Here is a 17,487-nt window from a genome sequence, read left to right on the forward strand (position 1 = left end):
GGCTCATGCGTTCGGTTCATCCGATCCTTACGGGATCGGCGGGTTGTTCCAACGCTGCACGGTCACGATCATGTGCCCTTCGCCCTTGTGCGACTGGCCCGCGTCGTCCACCGCGGCGATCACCTTCAGGTTGCCGGCGTTGTTGGTCATCATCTTGCGCGCCGGGTTCGGGCCGGCGTCGCCCGGGGTGAAGATACCGGTGTCGGCATCCATCTCTCCGGCGAACTTCACGTCCTGGTCTTCCTTGGCGCGATCGTCGAACGGCTCCACCGACCACTGCGCGGGGAACACGCCGATGCGGAACGGCTTGCCGTCGGCGCCCTTGCCCCAGGCTTCGGCGTCGAAGCTGCCCTGGACCTTGGGCGTTGCACCGCCATTGCCGCCGATGCGGGCGACGGAGAACTCCGGCACCACCTTCACTTCGGCGATGTCCTTGTACACGGCCAGGTTGCCGCCCTTGGCGGTGCCCACGGTGACGTCGTGGTCGCCGGGCGCCGCCGCATCGCTGGCCTTGACCTTGACGGTCAGGCGCTCGGGCGTCTGGGAAACCAGCGACACCACTTCCAAGCCCTTGCCGAACGATGGCTTGCCCTTGAGGCCAGTGCCGACGACCGTGACTTCGGCCTCGCTGCCCGCCTTGATGTACCCCGGCTGCACGCCCAGCACGCGGCTGGTGCCGCTCTTGGCCGCGACGAAGTCCAGGCCGCGCTCGTCGTGGGCCTTGTCGAACATGCGGCCCTGCATCTGGCCGTCCAGGGCGGCGAACACCTGGCGCATGCTCAGGTCGCCCACGGTGACGTTGCCGCGCCACTCGTAGCCGTTGTACAGCACCGCGCTGCCTTCGCCGTTGAAGGCCTCGCCATCGGCGTACTGGCCCTTGACGCTGACCTTGAACGCATCATCGCCGCTCTTGGCCACGCTCATGGTGCCGGCGAGGTCGCCCTTGCCCGGCATGTGCCCGGCGAAGCTCCACTCGCCCGCCAGCGACTCGGCCTTCGGACGGTGCTGCTTCCAGTCGCTCCAGGCCTTGCTGTCCAGCGGGTAGCGCTTGGCCAGTTCCGGGACCATTTCTTTCTTGGCCAGCTCGAACCAGTCGCGGTCGCGGGACAGCGCCTGGTATTCCAGCGACGGCCAGCGACCCAGGTGGAAGTTCACCAGCTTCTCCCACTCCGCCGCCGGGCGGCGCTGCAGGGCGATGCGCGCGCCGGAGTGGCAACGGGCACACATCTGCTCGAAGTTGGTATCGAATTTCTCGACGGTGTTCAGCCGGCGTTCCAGGGCGTAGCGCACCCCCTCGGTCTCGCTCGGCGCCAGGCCCTGCTTGTCGGCGAGGAACTTGACCACCGAGCGGCGTTCGTCGTCGCTGATCTTCAGGCCGTACATCACCTGCATGCGCGCAATGCTCATCAGCCAACCCTCGGGGGTCTTGCGCTGATGGCTGATGCGGCTCAGGGAGTTGTTGCCTTCGGGCGTGTGGCACGCCTGGCACTTGGCGTTGATGATCGCCTGGCCATCGGCGGCGTTGGCCGGCTGGTGCAGCGCTAGGGCCAGTGCGGCCAGGGTTCCGGCACCCAGACAGTGCCGAAGTCGTGTCATCTTCAAGGTCAGGCCTCCTCGGTATTCTTGTTGGTTATTCGTGCCCACCGATGGGCTAAGCGCGATTGCGTCGAACGCTTGGTAGCGATTTAGCAGGTTGTGTGCCAGTCCTTCGCGGGACCCGTCGCATCAGGCCTGCGACGGGATTTCCAGGGGCCTTCGGCGCTCCGGCCGAGGTTCGATGCGTCTAATTTCGCGATTGCTGTCTAACTCTGAGACACGGCCCGTGCGACGCCGTCCGATGCAGTATGGCCGCGCTTTGGCAAAGCGCCGCCCGCCGGCAGCAACAAGGCGCCGAACAGCATCGCCAGCAGGCCGACCCAGACCAGAGAGAGGAACGGATAACGGCGGACCACCACCACGCTTTCGATCTCGTCATCGGGCTGCTTCAGCAAGCGCGCCGAGGCCGGCACCCAGACCTGCAGGTCGCCGCTCCAGCCCCGAACGATGAACGGGTGCAGCACGTAGCCACGGTCCGAGGCGAAACGTGCGTAGTGGTAGTCGAGAATCTCGCAGAGCTGGCGCACCGGGCCCTGGTAGGCCGGCGGGTTGCCACGGTTGTCCTGGAACAGCGCATGGCCGGCGAGCGTGCGCTCGCCGTCGCGCAGCTCCACCTTCGCCACCGCGTGGTAGCCGGAGAAATCCGGGCGGCTGGCATCCGGCAGCACGCGCAGCTGCATGCCACCGATCACCGGGTGCCACTGCTCGAACGAGGTGCCCGGCGCAATGCTGATCTGCTGGTAAGTATTGAGCGCCGTGGCCGCCAATCCGCCGACCAGGGCGATCACCGCGCCGCCGTGCACCAGGGCCAGCCCACCGCTGTAACGCAGGTTGCCCAGGCGCCGGCTGCGCCACAGGCTCAGCGCGCCCCAGAGCAGGCAGCAGCCCATCAGGAAGGCCCCGCCGAGCAGCGCCGCATCCAGCCAGGGCAGCACCGCCACCACGCTCTGGGAGAGCATGCCCTCGCCGTTGTAGCCGCCGCTCAGCCAGCCACCGCGCCAGCCGACCCAGAGCATCACGCCGGCCATCACCAACGTTGCCAGCAACGCCAGCCGGGGCCGGGCACAGCGGCGGAGGAAGCTGTAGCCGCCGATCAGCCCGAGCAGCGCCAGCACCGGCAGCAGCCCCTTTGCCAGTCCGTAGCCATTGACGTCCCACTGGTCGAAGGCACGGCGCAGGCTGTCCATCTCCTGGGTGGTGGCCCAGGCGGTCAGGGTCTCGAAGAAAGGTTTCAGCTCATTGGGCCGCTCCAGCCCCAGCCACTCGTACAGATGCGCCTGCACCAGCGCGCCTAGGGCCAGCAGTCCGGTACCGGCGAACAGGTAGATGGCCAGGTCCAGCGTCCAGTCCGATGCCCCACGCCGGCGCATTTTCTCGCCGCGCCGGCCGGCAACCAGGTAGCAGGCTGCGAGGATCAGCAGGATCAGGGCAAGCGCCAGATGACTGAGCCACGACGTCGTGCCGATGTAACGATGCGAGCTGGCCAACACCGTGCTGCGGGTCACCGCCATCGCCACGCAGGCCATGGCCGCCGCCAGCAGGCTGAGCAGCGGCAGCAGGCGGCGGTTGGCACCATCCGCGCGCCAGCGGCGGGCGCCGTGCAGCACCGCGCCGAGCAGCGCCCAGATGACGAAGGCCGAGGTCTGCACCGGGTCCCAGTGCCAGAGCTGGCCGAAGGTGAAGTCTTCCATGGCCCAGGCCATGCCTGCGCCGATACCGGCCGTGAGCACCAGCCAGGCGCGCCGGCTGTAACGCGGCATCACCCAGGCATAGGCGCTGCCGCCCTGCCCCAGCGCGCCGAGCGCGGCACCGGCGGGTGCCAGGGCCCAGGCGTAGGCACAGAGAATCAACGGCGCGTGGAAGGACATCCAGAAGGTCTGCAGGTGGGCGTTCATGCCCTGGCTGGGCTGGTGCGCCAGCCATTCCATGGGCGTTGCGCTGAACGGCCCGAGCCAGGCGGCGGTGGCCGTGTACCAGGCGGCGATCAGCGCCATCCCGCGCCCAGCCCAGCCGTCCAACTGGCGACCACTCAGGGCGGCGACCATGCAGAAAGTCGCCAGCAGCAGCACTGTGCCCTCGTCGCCACCCCAGAGGTTGGAGGCCTTCAGGTACGCCGGCAGCGCCGCACTGCTGTAGAGCCAGGCGTAACGCAGCTGGAAATGGTCGGCTATCAAGTGCAATCCCAGCGCCAGGCAGGCCCCGCACAACACCCCAAGCGCCAGCGGCCAGCCCGGCAGGCGCAGGCCCGGCCGCAGCGCCCCCAGGGCGATCAACGCAGCGACCGCCCAGAGCAGCGCATTCCCCAGCGACGGCAATAGCCAGAGCAGCGCGCAAGCCACAAGCGCGGCGCACAGCCCTGCATACGATGACGACATCCTCTTCAAGCGAGCCTCCCTTCCGACCGCGCCTGGCGTGGCAGGCGTGCTGAGCATTGCCCTCACACATTGCGTGCCAGTAGCGAAAACCCTTGGGAAACAATCCATTGGCCCACGCCCAGGGGCGCGCGAGCGTGGCAATTCGCGACGGCTGTATCAGCCTGAGACATCCGGGACAGTTTTAGACGATGGTCGAATGACCGGGTCGCGAGCGCCGCAATGCGGGCCTGGAAAAGCCTGCCGCAGCGGCATTATCCGACCCCGTGCGTCGGAAATAACGTTCTCATTCGCGCCAGCCGTGGGTTTGCGGGTCATAGAAGTGGATATCCGAGTCATGCCGGTTATGCTTTTTCATGACCTTGCCCCGTGGCAGGGCCGCCTGTTTTCACGCTTCGCGCAATCCGTATGAGCATGACATCAGCCCCTTGGCCTGAGTGCGACAACGGTAGGGAAGGACTCCGGCCTTTCACAAGAACAAGACGGAGAAGAACATGGCGCAGACATACAGCCCGGCCGCGGGCAACGCCCCCCACAGCGGCATCACAAAGGAGGAGCGCAAGGTCATCTTCGCCTCCTCCCTCGGCACCGTATTCGAGTGGTACGACTTCTACCTGTACGGTTCACTGGCGGCGATCATCGCCAAACACTTCTTCGCCGGGGTCAACGAGACCACCGCCTTCATCTTCGCCCTGCTGGCCTTCGCCGCCGGCTTCGCGGTGCGCCCCTTCGGCGCCATCGTGTTCGGCCGCCTGGGCGACATGATCGGACGCAAGCACACCTTCCTCATCACCATCGTGATCATGGGCACCTCCACCGCCGTGGTCGGCCTGTTGCCGGCCTACTCCACCATCGGCGTGGCGGCGCCGATCATCCTGATCACCCTGCGCCTGCTCCAGGGCCTCGCCCTGGGTGGCGAGTACGGCGGCGCGGCGACCTACGTGGCGGAACACGCGCCGCAGGGCAAACGCGGCTTCTTCACCTCGTGGATCCAGACCACCGCCACCCTCGGCCTGTTCCTCTCGCTGCTGGTGATCATGGCCTGCCGCACCGCGCTGGGCACCGAAGCCTTCGAGTCCTGGGGCTGGCGCGTGCCCTTCCTGCTGTCGATCCTGCTGCTGATCGTCTCGGTGTACATCCGCCTGCAACTCTCCGAGTCGCCGGTGTTCAAGCGCATCAAGGAGGAAGGCAAGGCGTCCAAGGCCCCGCTGACCGAATCCTTCGGCCGCTGGGACAACCTCAAGGTGGTGATCATGTCGCTGCTCGGCGGCACTGCCGGGCAGGCCGTGGTCTGGTACACCGGGCAGTTCTACGCGCTGTTCTTCCTCCTGCAGATCCTCAAGATCGACGCGCAGACCGCCAACTTCCTGATCGCCGGTTCCCTGCTGCTGGGCACGCCGTTCTTCGTGTTCTTCGGCAGCCTCTCCGACAAGATCGGCCGCAAGCCGATCATCATGGCCGGCTGCATCCTCGCCGCGCTGACCTACTTCCCGATCTTCCACGGGTTGACCCAATTCGGTAACCCGGACGTGTTCGCCGCCCAGGAGAAGAACCCGGTGACCGTGGTCGCCGATCCGGCCCAGTGCTCGTTCCAGTTCGACCCGGTGGGCAAGGCCAAATTCGTCAGCTCCTGCGACCTGGCCAAGAGCCTGCTGGCGAAGAAGGCCATCCCCTACGAGAACGTCAAGGCCGACGCCGGCGCCGTGGCCCAGGTGCACATCGGCGACAAGGTCATCGCCAGCTTCGAAGGCGCCGGTCTGCCGGCCGGGGACTTCAAGGCGCAGTCCGATGCCCTCACTGCGCAGATGAGCACTGCCCTGAAGGACGCCGGCTACCCCGAGAAGGCCGCCCCGACGAAGATCAACCACCTGGCCATGCTGCTGCTCCTGACCGTGCTGGTGATCTACGTGACCATGGTCTACGGGCCGATCGCCGCCTGGCTGGTGGAGCTGTTCCCGGCGCGTATCCGCTACACCTCGATGTCGCTGCCCTACCACATCGGCAACGGCTGGTTCGGCGGCTTCCTGCCGACCGTGGCCTTCGCCATGGTGGCGGCCACCGGGGACATCTACTACGGCCTCTGGTACCCCATCGTCATCGCGGTGATGACGGCGATCCTCGGCACCTTCTTCCTTCCGGAAACCAAGGACCGGGAGATTCACCACGGCTGAGTGGCGGCCCCATGCGGCGTACGACCGTTCGCGGTTGTACGCCGTCCATTTCCGGAGAAGCGCGGCTCCTACGATTCATTCGGGTGCGAAGTTCTCGGATCAAACGCGGTCGCCATACACCCGGTACCCGGCCTCCCCAGCGTCTCAGCCGCTGTCGCAATGTGCGACAACGGCTTCCTCCCCGACCACCATAAAAATCAATAAAAATCTTTATATTCAATAACTTGAATAAATCACCCAGCCTTGGCACAGCCGTTGCGATGCTCCGCCTCAACCTGCTCCTAACGAACAGACCAACAAGAGGCAATCGCAATGCTCGCTTCCCTGCCCATCAAGCCCGAATCCCGCGCCTTCCTGCAGCGCGCACCGAAGATGCTGATCGGTGCCGACTGGACCTCCGCCAGCGACGGCGCCCTGATGGACCTGCGCAACCCGGCCACCGGCGAAGTGCTGTGCCAGGTGCCCGCCGGCACCGCCGCCGATGTCGACCGCGCCGTACGCGCCGCGCGCCAGGCCTTCGATGATTCCGCCTGGAGCCGCACCCGCCCGCGCGAGCGGCAGAACCTGCTGTGGAAGCTCGCCGACCTGATGGAGCGCGACGCCGACCTGCTGGCCGAACTGGAATGCCTGAACAACGGCAAGAGCGCCGCCGTCGCCCGCGTGATGGACGTGCAACTGGCCATCGACTTCCTGCGCTACATGGCCGGCTACGCCACCAAGATCGAAGGCACCACCGTGGACGTGTCCATGCCGCTGATGCCCGAAGGCGACTTCCACGGCTACATCCGCCGCGAAGCCGTCGGCGTGGTCGGCGCCATCGTCGCCTGGAACTTCCCGCTGCTGCTGGCCTGCTGGAAGCTCGGCCCGGCGCTGGCCACCGGCTGTTCGGTGGTGCTCAAGCCCGCCGACGAAACCCCGCTGTCCGCGCTGAAACTCGCCGAGCTTGTCCTGGAAGCGGGCTACCCGGCCGGGGTGTTCAACGTCGTCACCGGCACCGGCATTACCGCCGGCGCCGCCCTCTCCCACCACCCGCTGGTGGACAAGCTGACCTTCACCGGCTCGACCCCGGTGGGCAAGGAAATCGGCAAGGCGGCCATGGACAACATGACCCGCGTAACCCTGGAACTGGGCGGCAAGTCGCCGACCATCGTGATGGCCGACGCCGATCTGGCCACCGCCGCCGCGGGCGCCGCCCAGGCGATCTTCTTCAACCAGGGCCAGGTGTGCTGCGCCGGCTCGCGCCTGTACGTACAGCGCAAGCACTTCGACAACGTGGTGGCCGACATCGCCGGCATCGCCAACGGCATGAAGCTGGGCAACGGCCTGGACCCGAGCATCGACATGGGCCCGCTGATCTCCGCCAAGCAGCAGAAGCGCGTGTTCGACTACATCGAACTGGGCCGAGGCAAAGGTGCCACCATCGCCTGCGGCGGCGAGCAGTTCGGCCCCGGCTACTTCGTCAAACCGACGGTGATCGTCGACGTCGACCAGAAGAACCCGCTGGTGCAGGAAGAAATCTTCGGCCCGGTGCTGGTCGCCATGCCCTTCGACGATATCGACGACGCCCTGCGCCTGGCCAACGACAGCCCCTACGGCCTGGGCGCCAGCATCTGGTCCAACGACCTGGCCGCGGTGCACCGCATGGTTCCGCGCATCAAGTCCGGCTCGGTGTGGGTCAACTGCCACAGCGCGCTGGACCCGGCGCTGCCCTTCGGCGGCTACAAGATGTCGGGCCTTGGCCGCGAAATGGGCGCTGCCGCCATCGAGCACTACACCGAACTGAAATCGGTGCTGATCCGCCTGTAAGCCCTCTGCTGTCTACCTCGACCGGAGCTCCCCTGCTCCGGTTCCTTGCATCCCCCGGTTGCCACAGTGGCCGGGGGATTTTTTTGGTCGTTCGCAGCGTCGCATGCCCTGCATTAACGACATCTCCGATGACCGCCCGCCAAAGCAAAAGCCGCGTTGCAGAGCGGCCCATCGCCACTACCCGGCCATGCACCATGTCGTTTTTGGCCATGCCCGTGGCGATCCTGAACAACTCGCAGGACGCCCATCTGGCATAGCTTGAGCCCCGCGTAATACTGGCTAAGCTGCGCGGCATTCCCGAGCCCCCCAATCGACCCGCGAGGAACGGGATCGCGGCTTGGTGGAAACCCGCCCCCGGCCCGTGGCTACGCGCCCTCCATAACAACAATTTCAATAAGAAGGCCGACAGATGAGTGCTCCCAGTGCAAAAGGCGCCAATGGCGATCTGGTGCAGGGCTTCAAGCCCCGCCACGTAACCATGCTTTCCATCGCGGGAATCATCGGCGCAGGGTTGTTCGTCGGCTCCGGCCACGCGATTGCCGCTGCCGGACCCGCCGCCATAGTGGCCTACGCCCTCTCCGGGCTGCTGGTGGTACTGGTGATGCGCATGCTGGGGGAAATGGCCGTGGCCAGCCCCGACACCGGCTCCTTCTCCGCTTACGCCGACCAGGCCATTGGTCGCTGGGCCGGCTTCACCATCGGCTGGCTGTACTGGTGGTTCTGGGTGCTGGTCATCCCCATCGAAGCCATCGCCGCCGGGGTAATCCTCAACACCTGGTTCCCGCAGGTCGAGACCTGGGTCTTCGCCCTGTCGATGACGCTCCTGCTGACCATCACCAACCTGTTCAGCGTCGCCAAGTACGGCGAGTTCGAATTCTGGTTCGCCATGCTCAAGGTCGCCGCCATCGTGCTGTTCATCGGCCTGGGCGCGGCCGCCCTGTTCGGCATCCTGCCCGGCCACGAGGTCAGCGGCCTGCAGAAGATCATGGGCGAACACGGCGGCTTCATGCCCAACGGCTGGACGGCGATCTTCAGCGCGCTGATCACCACCCTGTTCAGCTTCATCGGCACCGAGGCGGTGACCATTGCCGCCGCCGAATCCAGCGACCCCAGCCGCAACATCGCCAAGGCCACCCGCTCGGTGATCTGGCGCATCAGCGTGTTCTACCTGCTGTCGATCGCGGTGATCATCTCGGTGGTGCCCTGGAATGATCCGCGCCTGGTCGAGCTGGGCTCCTACCAGCGCGCCCTGGAACTGATGAACATCCCCCACGCCAAGCTGATGATGGACCTGGTGGTGCTGGTCGCCGTGGCCAGCTGCCTGAACTCCTCGGTCTACATCGCCTCGCGGATGATCTACTCGCTGAGCCGGCGCAACGACGCACCGGCCTTCATCCAGCGCACCTCGGCGGCCGGCGTGCCGCGCGCGGCGGTGATTGCCAGCACCCTGATCGGCATGGCCACCACCCTGCTGAACTTCTTCGCCCCGGGCCGCCTGTTCGACTTCCTGCTCGCCAGCTCCGGCTCCATCGCCCTGCTCGTCTACCTGGCCATCGCCGTCTCGCAGCTGCGCATGCGCGGCATCCTGCGCCGGCGCAACCACGAGCTGGTGTTCCGCATGTGGCTGTTCCCCTGGCTGACCTGGCTGGTAATCGGCATCATCAGCTTCATTCTCACGGTGATGTTCATCATGCCTTCGCACCGCGTGGAAGTCGGCTCGACCCTGGCGCTGACCGTGGTGATCATCCTGCTGAGCCAGACCAGCCGGCGGACGGCGGGCCACGGCGCAACGTCGCTCGGCCAGCGCGCCGCGACCGGCGCGGGCAACTGATCCGGGCCTGGCGCGTCACAGCGACGGCATCTGACAAACGAGGTGGCGATTGGTCGAACGGCGGCAATTCAGTGGTGCCATGCAGGGACGCAACCTGCGCTTCATCGGCGAACAACAGAAGGAGCCCACCCGCCAGGCGCGGGTGGGCTTTCTGTTGCTCGAACACTTTTCCCTGCCGGCCTTCACCCAGGCGCTGGATACCCTGGTCACCGCCAACCTGATCCGCGCCGAGACCTTCGCCACCCAGACCTACAGCCTCGACGGCGAGTCGGTCACCAGCGACCTCGGCCTGGTGATCTGCCCTGGTGCTGCGCTGAGCTCGGCGCAGCTCGCCGAACTGGACCTGCTGGTGGTCTGCGGTGGCCTGCGCACGCCGCTGCGCGCAACGCCGGAAATGACCCGCCTGCTGCAGATCGCCGCCGACCGGGGCATCACCCTGGCCGGCTTGTGGAACGGCGCCTGGTTCCTCGGTCAGGCCGGGCTGCTGGACGGCTACCGCTGCGCCATCCACCCCGAGCACCGCGCCGCCCTGGCCGAGATCGCCCGGCACAGCGAGGTCACCAGCGAGAGCTACCAGCTCGACCGCGACCGCCTGACCGCCGCCAGCCCCACCGGCGCCTTCAACCTGGTATTGGAGTGGATCAACGCACGCCACGGCCGCGAACTGGTGGACGCCATCGTCGACATCCTCGCCTTCGAGGAATCACGCTTCCGCCGCACCCGCCCCGCCCTGCACGAGAAGCTCAGCGAGCCGCTGCGCGAAGCGATCAACCTGATGAGCGCGAACATCGAGGAACCGCTGAGCCAGGACCAGCTGTCGCAATACGTCGGCCGCTCCAAGCGGCAGATCGAACGGCTGTTCCAGGAGCAACTGGGGACCACCCCGGTGCGCTACTACCTCGAACTGCGCATCACCGAGAGCCGGCGACTGCTGCAGCATTCCAACCTGCCGATGTACGAAGTGGCGCTCGCCTGCGGCTTCGTCTCGCCCAGCCATTTCAGCAAGTGCTACACCTCGTTCTACGGCTACTCGCCGTCCAAGGAAGTACGCTACGGCAATGTGAAGTCGGCGAAGTGAGCGCCGCTCCGGCCTGGGCTCTCCTGTAGGAGCGGACCTTGTCCGCGAAGGATCAGCCTCCTAGAAGAGCATCGCGGAGAAGCTCCGCTCCTACCAGATCAAGAGCCCCTCACCCTAACCCTCTCCCGCACGCGGGAGAGGGCTGGAGTGAGGGGCAGACTCCCGCGCCGAAATACCTCCGAATCGCCCTAAAAAAATGCCCGCACAAGGCGGGCATTTTCTTCAGCAATGAACCGATCAGCTCAGCGGCGGCGTGCTCGGCGGCACCATGCGCCTGGAGCCGGTAGCCTCGAAGGCCGCGGCGAAACGCAGCAGCGCCGAGTCGTCATAGGCACGACCGGCGAAGGTCAGGCCCACCGGCATGCCGATGTCGGCCATCACGCCCATCGGCACGGTGACGGTCGGCACGCCCAGGTGACGGATCGCCAGGTTGCCGTTGGCCACCCAGATGCCGTTGCTCCAGGCGATGTCGGCCGATTCCGGGTTCACGTCGGCGTCCGCCGGGCCAACGTCGGCCACGGTGGGGAACAGCACGGCGTCCAGCTTCAGGTCGTCCATCCAGTCTTCCAGGTCCAGCTTGCGGGTCTTCTCCAGGCCGCGCAGGCCGTCCGGCAGGGTCTCGATCTGGTCCCAGGTCTTCAGGCCGCGCTTGGCCATGTTGACGTACTCGTCCATGCCCGCGCAGAGGTCGTCCTCGCGGTTGGGCAGCGTGCCCGGATCGTGCGGATAGATCTTCGGTCCATCGACGTCGGCCAGCTTGTTCAGCTTGGGGTCGCCGTTGGCACGGAGGAAGTCGTCGAAGCCCCAGCCCGACAGCTCCCACAGCTCATCGTGGAGGAATTCCGGGGAAACGATGCCGCGGTTGAACACGGTCGGCGCGCCGGGACGGTCGCCCTCGCAGTTGGACACCAGCGGGAAGTCCACTTCGATGACTTCGGCGCCGGCGGCTTCCAGGGCCTTGCGGGCCTGCTCCCAGAGGTCGATGACCGACGCGCGGGTATGAATGCGCTGGCCGGTCGGACCACCGATGCCGGGCTTCTCGCTGGTGCCGGCCAGTTCGTCCTTGTTGATGTACATGCGCGGCACGCCCAGGCGCTTGCCTTTCAGGGCTTCGGGACCGGCAGCCAGGTCCAGGTAGGACGCCGGGCGGACTTCGGAAACGGCGGGGATCGGCACCCACGGCTGCAGGCGCCACAGGTCGCCGCGCTTGTCGGTGTCCTCGGCGACGACCACATCCAGCACTTCCAGCAGGTCGGCCATGGTGCGCGCATAAGGCACCACCACGTCCATGGTCGGGGTCAGCGGCCAGTTGCCGCGCACCGAAATCACGCCACGGGACGGGGTATAGGCGCACAGGCCGTTGTTCGAGGCCGGGCCACGACCGCTGGACCAGGTTTCTTCCGCCAGGCCGAAGGCCGAGAAGCTCGCAGCGGTCGCGGTGCCGGCGCCATTGGAAGAGCCGGAGGCGAAGGGCGCGGTGAGGAACTTGCGGTTGTACGGGCTTTCCGCACGGCCGTAGACGCCGCGCTGCATGCCACCGTTGGCCATGGGCGGCATGTTGGTCTTGCCCAGGCAGATGGCGCCAGCGGCGCGCAGGCGCTCGATGGTGAAGGCATCGCGGTAGGCGATCAGGTCCTTGAAGGCCGGGCTGCCGGAGGCGGCGGTCAGGCCCTTCACCAGGTAGCTGTCCTTGGCGGTGTAGGGAATGCCGTCCAGCGGCCCGAGGGTCTCGCCACGGGCGCGGCGTGCGTCGGAGGCTTCGGCTTCCTTCAGGGCCTCGGGATTGCGCACGACCACGGCATTGAGCTTGGTCGGGCCATCGTAGGCATCGATGCGCGCGAGGTAGGCCTTGACCAGTTCGACCGCGGTGGTGCGGCCCGACTCCAGGGCGTCACGCAGCTGCGCAATGGAAACTTCGGTTACCTCGATCATGCTTTCACCGTCGGCTGAAGGTTGGTGGGAAGGGGCAGGTCTGCGTCGCGAAGGACCCAGACGGCGCAAGTCGGAAAATGCGTGTTCATCTCTATTCTCTTGTACTTCTGTTGCGCGACGGGTGTGAGTTTACCGTCGGCCGGCGGCCTCCATCAGCGCCCGGAGGACAGACCGGGAGCTGAAGTATGGCAAGTAAGGCGAATAAGGCCGCCAGGGCGCACACACTGGCACGTCCGATCAGAATACACAACACGCGTAAATTAAAAAAAACGCCCGCCGATAGGGGAATCGGCGGGCTGAACGGGCGCTGGGGGTCGCCCGCAGGAAGGAGGTCAGCGCGCCGCTGGGGTCGGGCGCTGACGGGTGGCGCAGATCAGAAGCGGAAGTAGGCCGACAGGGTGGTCTGGTCGAGGTCGACGTCACCGACCTTCAGGGTCTCCTGCTCCAGGCGCACGCCCAGGCCGCCCAGCACGTCCATCTCGGCACCGTAGCCGTACAGGGCGTCCAGGTCCTCGGAGTTGCCGGTCACGTCATCGTCGTCGGAGCGCCAGCCGTGCACACCGGCGGTGCCGAACAGGCGAATGCGTTCGCCAACCGGGACGCCAAAGCGCACGTTGGCCTGTACCGACTGGCCCTCGAACTTCTTGTCGCCGTCGCTCATCTCGCCGAAATCGACGACCGCGCCTTCGAAGGCCAGGTAGTTGTTCAGGCGATAGCCCGCGTAAAACTTGTAGCTGTTGTCCTTGTCGTCGAAGCGCGACTCGTCGATCTCGCCCTGCGTGACACCGCCCCCCACGTACAGGCCTCTGTCATCGGCAAACGCCAGCACCGGGGCCGACAGCAGGAACAGGGTGGAAATCACTTTTGCGACACGCATGAAAACTCCTTTCCGATGACAACCACTGCCACCGTACAAACTTGAAATGAATTGGATTCGGACAGGCGCCGTTCCCTGAATGGAAACCGCGCACTTATCGCCAGATGGCGGAACGAATGAATAAGCGGAAGAACATCGAACCCGTTTGAATCACCCTCTCTATCCGGAACACAAGGCGGGGGCAATTAAATCCAACGAGGTATCGGGCTGGCTATCGTAGGTTCTCGATAGTCGGGAAATGCCCTTGCGAACCCGGAGAAGCGCAGGTTTTAGGGGCTCCGACGCCAACGACGAACATAGCGGAACAGTCATCGCGCATTCATTGAGCGCAACTTTTGCTCAATGAATGCGGGCAAACTTCCACCGCTACGGAGTTGAGTCGCCGCTTTATTGCTGAATGAAGATTGAAATGGCGCAGACAATATTTCGAACTTGTCCGCCAATAATATGCCTTGCATCAGGCGGATATAAGCGAACGAACGCAGCCGGTCAGTCGACCACGCCTGCGTCCACCCGCCTCAATTCCGCTTTCATGCCGGGCATCATTCGCTGCAACCCGTCGATCAGTTGATCCCCCGCCTCCCGCAGCGCCTCCAGCGGCATTTCCGGCAGGCTTTCGAGGATGAACCACATCCGCTGCGCCTCGGCATCCAGGCGGGTGCGCACACCCTGGCGCCAGTTCCAGCGGCGGCAGGTGACGCTTACCTCGTCGCGCCAGATCACCTCGCCGGCCTCGGGTGATTCATGGGTCAGCGCACCCTCCTTCATCGTGTCGAATATTTCGCTGCCGTCGGCGACCACCAGCCTCGGCGTGCCGGCGTAGGCCGCCAGGTTCTCGCCACCGACCGGGATGGCGAAGCGCAGGCTCACCGCGTTGTACAGGTCCACCACCGGGTCGATGCTCGGCAGGCTGCCGTCGCGCAGCACGCGCTTGCGCAGGGCCAGTGCCGAGCAAGGGGTGCGCTGGGGCTTGGCGCCGAATCGGCGGAACACCTCGCCCCAGGCCTCCAGGTGCGCTTGCGCCCAGGCCGGCGCGTCCATCGCCAGCTCCTGGCAGGCGCGCTGCAGCGCCGCTTCGGCCACTTCCGGGCGAGTGATGGGCGCTGCCTCCACCGTGATGCTCAGGGCGCGGAAGCCCGGCGCGATGTCACTGATGGCGGGATCGATGATGGGGGTGACCGGTTGCATGGCGGGGCCCTTGGCGTGTTGCGGGGTAGCTCGTCCGGTTGCGGACAGGTGGGGGAAAACAGCTAGTCGCGGCAGAGTTCAGCGGCGCACGAGATTGCGCATCCGGTAGTCACCCCAGGCGATGGAAAGTGTATTCAGCACGCGACGAAAAGCAGTCCATCCGGACGTCATGGGATTACTCCTGAGCAGCGGGAAAGGGCTTGCGGGCACAGGCGCCTCGCCCGGAAATTTCTAACACCGAGCCGCCCACCGCTGCCATGAAATCCCCGAATGATTGATTAGTCCTGCTTATGCGGAGCCGGGTGAATCAGGGGCGCTAATGACTCCGAAGCGTTGTCCTGTCGTCATTTTCGTGCGCCAGCACAGAAAGGGTTCCGGGTGATACGTACGAAATCGCCTGTTCCAGCTGCTGCAGGAAGCCAGCGCGGAGCTGCCGACAGGGAGGTAGTGCCGTCTGAGCGTTGCCCTGGGCGTGGCGTGAGGAAGATCGCGGCGCCGCCCCTTGCGGCGGGTTGCTTTCGTAAGAGCGGATATTTTCCGCGAAGCCCGTACGCCGATGCTTCGCCTGGTCCTTGCTCGCGGACGAGTCTCCCGGCGGCTTCGGCTCCGGGCGGGTTCGCGAGCAAGCTCCCACAGGTGACCTTCCTCCCTCAGCGCGGGGGCGGTGGGGCGTATCGGCGTACAACCGCGAACGGTTGTACGCCCTACCGATAGGCAAACCGCCGCTTCCCGATGGCTGGAAGCCTCCCCGAAATCAGTCGCCCAGCTGCCAGCGAACGGCAGAATGCACTCATTAATCTAGAATTTTGTATTCAATACAAAAAATCATCGTACACAGAAATATCAACACAGCCCACTATACGAAATTCCCATCCCAGAGCCCCGTCGCGACTCGCCATCCGATAACCGACCGGTCAGATTTCGGACCATCGGACAAAATCATGTATACAAACCAGTAGATATTTCCTACAGATTTTGTCTACAGTGCTCGCACAACAAAAACAAGCGAGTCCTCAGCCATGAATGATCGTTCAGCTGTAGCGTCCGCCGGAGCACGTCCGGAAGACGAGAACCTCGGTATCGGCGCCAACCTGGCGTACGGCCTGCAACACGTTCTGACCATGTACGGCGGTATCGTCGCCGTGCCCCTGATCCTCGGCCAGGCGGCCGGGCTCTCACCCAGCGAGGTCGGCATGCTGATTGCCGCCTCACTCTTCGCCGGTGGCCTGGCCACCCTCCTGCAAACCCTTGGCCTGCCCTTCTTCGGTTGCCAGTTGCCGCTGGTGCAAGGTGTGTCCTTCTCCGGCGTGGCCACCATGATCGCCATCCTCTCCGGTGGCTATGAGGGCGGCGGCCTGCCCGCCGTGCTCGGGGCGGTGATGGCGGCGTCGTTCATCGGCTTCCTGATCACCCCGGTGTTCTCACGCATCACCCGGTTCTTCCCGCCGCTGGTGACCGGCATCGTGATCACCACCATCGGCCTGACGCTGATGCCGGTCGCGGCACGCTGGGCCATGGGCGGCAACCCCAAGGCACCGGAATTCGGCAGCATGGCCAACATCGGCCTGGCAGCCATGACCCTGGTGATCGTCCTGCTGCTGAGCAAGCTGGGCAGCGCCTCGATCTCGCGCCTGTCGATCCTGCTGGCGATGGTGATCGGCACCGTGATCGCCGCTGCCCTGGGGATGACCGACTTCTCCCGCGTGACCGAAGGCTCGATGGTGGCGATTCCGTCGATCTTCCACTTCGGCATGCCGACCTTCCACATCGCCGCCATCATCTCGATGCTGATCGTGATCATGGTGACCCTGGTGGAAACCTCGGCGGACATCCTCGCCGTCGGTGAGATCATCGGCACCAAGGTCGACTCCAAGCGCCTGGGCAATGGCCTGCGCGCGGACATGGCCTCCAGCGTCATCGCACCGATCTTCGGTTCCTTCACCCAGAGCGCCTTCGCCCAGAACGTCGGCCTGGTGGCCGTGACCGGCGTGAAGAGCCGTTACGTGGTGGCCACCGGCGGCCTGATCCTGGTCGCCCTCGGCCTGCTGCCGGTGATGGGCCGCGTGATCGCCGCCGTGCCCACTCCGGTCCTCGGCGGCGCCGGCATCGTGCTGTTCGGCACCGTGGCGGCCAGCGGTATCCGTACCCTGTCGAGCGTGGACTACCGCAACAACATGAACCTGATCATCGTCGCCACCTCCATCGGCTTCGGCATGATCCCGATCGCAGCGCCGAGCTTCTACGAGCACTTCCCGAGCTGGTTCGCCACCATCTTCCACTCGGGCATCAGCTCAGCCGCCATCATGGCCATCGTCCTGAACCTGCTGTTCAACCACCTCAAGACCGGCAACTCGGACCAGCAGTCGGTGTTCGTCGCAGCCGAGGAACGCACCCTGCGCTACCGTGACATCGCTGCGCTGAACGAGGGCGACTACTTCCAGAACGGCAAGCTGTTCGACTGCGACGGCAAGGAGGTCCCGCTGATCAACGACGATCACGATGACCACCACGCCCCCGGTCACAAACGACAGTTGCGCGAGGCGGAAAACAGCCACGTCTGACCTGGCGACGTCCACGAAAAAGCCCCGCACCTGCGGGGCTTTTTCTTTTCCGCTCCCTCGCTACTACAGGCTGGC

Annotated in this window: 10 protein-coding genes; 5 read left to right on the top strand and 5 right to left on the bottom strand. The window is 65.5% G+C overall.

Annotated features, from left to right (window positions below):
- Positions 1-27: 27 nt before the first annotated feature.
- Both peaA and ccsA read right to left on the bottom strand, forming a co-directional pair.
- Positions 28-1,596, bottom strand: a complete 1,569-nt coding sequence (gene peaA, locus ACAW63_RS20835) for a quinohemoprotein amine dehydrogenase subunit alpha (RefSeq protein WP_371228310.1) — start codon at positions 1,594-1,596, stop codon at positions 28-30.
- A 206-nt stretch (positions 1,597-1,802) separates the two neighbouring features.
- Positions 1,803-3,971, bottom strand: a complete 2,169-nt coding sequence (gene ccsA, locus ACAW63_RS20840; protein ID WP_371228312.1) for a cytochrome c biogenesis protein CcsA — start codon at positions 3,969-3,971, stop codon at positions 1,803-1,805.
- A gap of 491 nt (positions 3,972-4,462) precedes the next feature.
- On the opposite strand from ccsA, the gene ACAW63_RS20845 reads away from it, so the two are divergent.
- From ACAW63_RS20845 to ACAW63_RS20860, 4 genes are all read left to right on the top strand, one after another.
- On the top strand, positions 4,463-6,139 hold the full coding sequence (locus tag ACAW63_RS20845) for an MFS transporter (RefSeq protein WP_371228314.1): 1,677 nt from the start codon (positions 4,463-4,465) through the stop codon (positions 6,137-6,139).
- 312 nt (positions 6,140-6,451) lie between these two features.
- Positions 6,452-7,945: an aldehyde dehydrogenase gene (locus ACAW63_RS20850; RefSeq protein ID WP_371228316.1), complete on the top strand. Its 1,494-nt coding sequence runs from the start codon at positions 6,452-6,454 to the stop codon at positions 7,943-7,945.
- A 409-nt stretch (positions 7,946-8,354) separates the two neighbouring features.
- A complete protein-coding gene (gene gabP, locus ACAW63_RS20855; protein ID WP_275611510.1) occupies positions 8,355-9,776 on the top strand; it encodes a GABA permease in 1,422 nt (473 codons plus the stop codon).
- Between the two features lie 79 nt (positions 9,777-9,855).
- A complete protein-coding gene (locus tag ACAW63_RS20860) occupies positions 9,856-10,854 on the top strand; it encodes a GlxA family transcriptional regulator (protein WP_371228318.1) in 999 nt (332 codons plus the stop codon).
- A 237-nt stretch (positions 10,855-11,091) separates the two neighbouring features.
- On the opposite strand, the gene ACAW63_RS20865 is transcribed toward ACAW63_RS20860, so the two are convergent.
- From ACAW63_RS20865 to ACAW63_RS20875, 3 genes are all read right to left on the bottom strand, one after another.
- The gene (locus tag ACAW63_RS20865) at positions 11,092-12,786 is read right to left on the bottom strand and encodes an amidase (RefSeq protein ID WP_371228320.1); all 1,695 of its coding nucleotides are present in this window, start codon (positions 12,784-12,786) and stop codon (positions 11,092-11,094) included.
- A 373-nt stretch (positions 12,787-13,159) separates the two neighbouring features.
- Positions 13,160-13,663 (bottom strand): outer membrane beta-barrel protein, encoded by a 504-nt coding sequence (locus ACAW63_RS20870; RefSeq protein ID WP_371228322.1) that lies wholly within the window; start codon positions 13,661-13,663, stop codon positions 13,160-13,162.
- A gap of 489 nt (positions 13,664-14,152) precedes the next feature.
- Positions 14,153-14,851, bottom strand: coding sequence for a B3/4 domain-containing protein (locus ACAW63_RS20875; RefSeq protein WP_371228324.1), 699 nt, complete (start codon positions 14,849-14,851; stop codon positions 14,153-14,155).
- A 1,019-nt stretch (positions 14,852-15,870) separates the two neighbouring features.
- Here ACAW63_RS20875 and ACAW63_RS20880 point away from each other — a divergent pair.
- The gene (locus ACAW63_RS20880) at positions 15,871-17,412 is read left to right on the top strand and encodes a nucleobase:cation symporter-2 family protein (RefSeq protein WP_371228326.1); all 1,542 of its coding nucleotides are present in this window, start codon (positions 15,871-15,873) and stop codon (positions 17,410-17,412) included.
- Positions 17,413-17,487: the final 75 nt, after the last annotated feature.

This window comes from Pseudomonas sp. QE6, from assembly GCF_041379005.1.
Taxonomy (GTDB): domain Bacteria; phylum Pseudomonadota; class Gammaproteobacteria; order Pseudomonadales; family Pseudomonadaceae; genus Pseudomonas.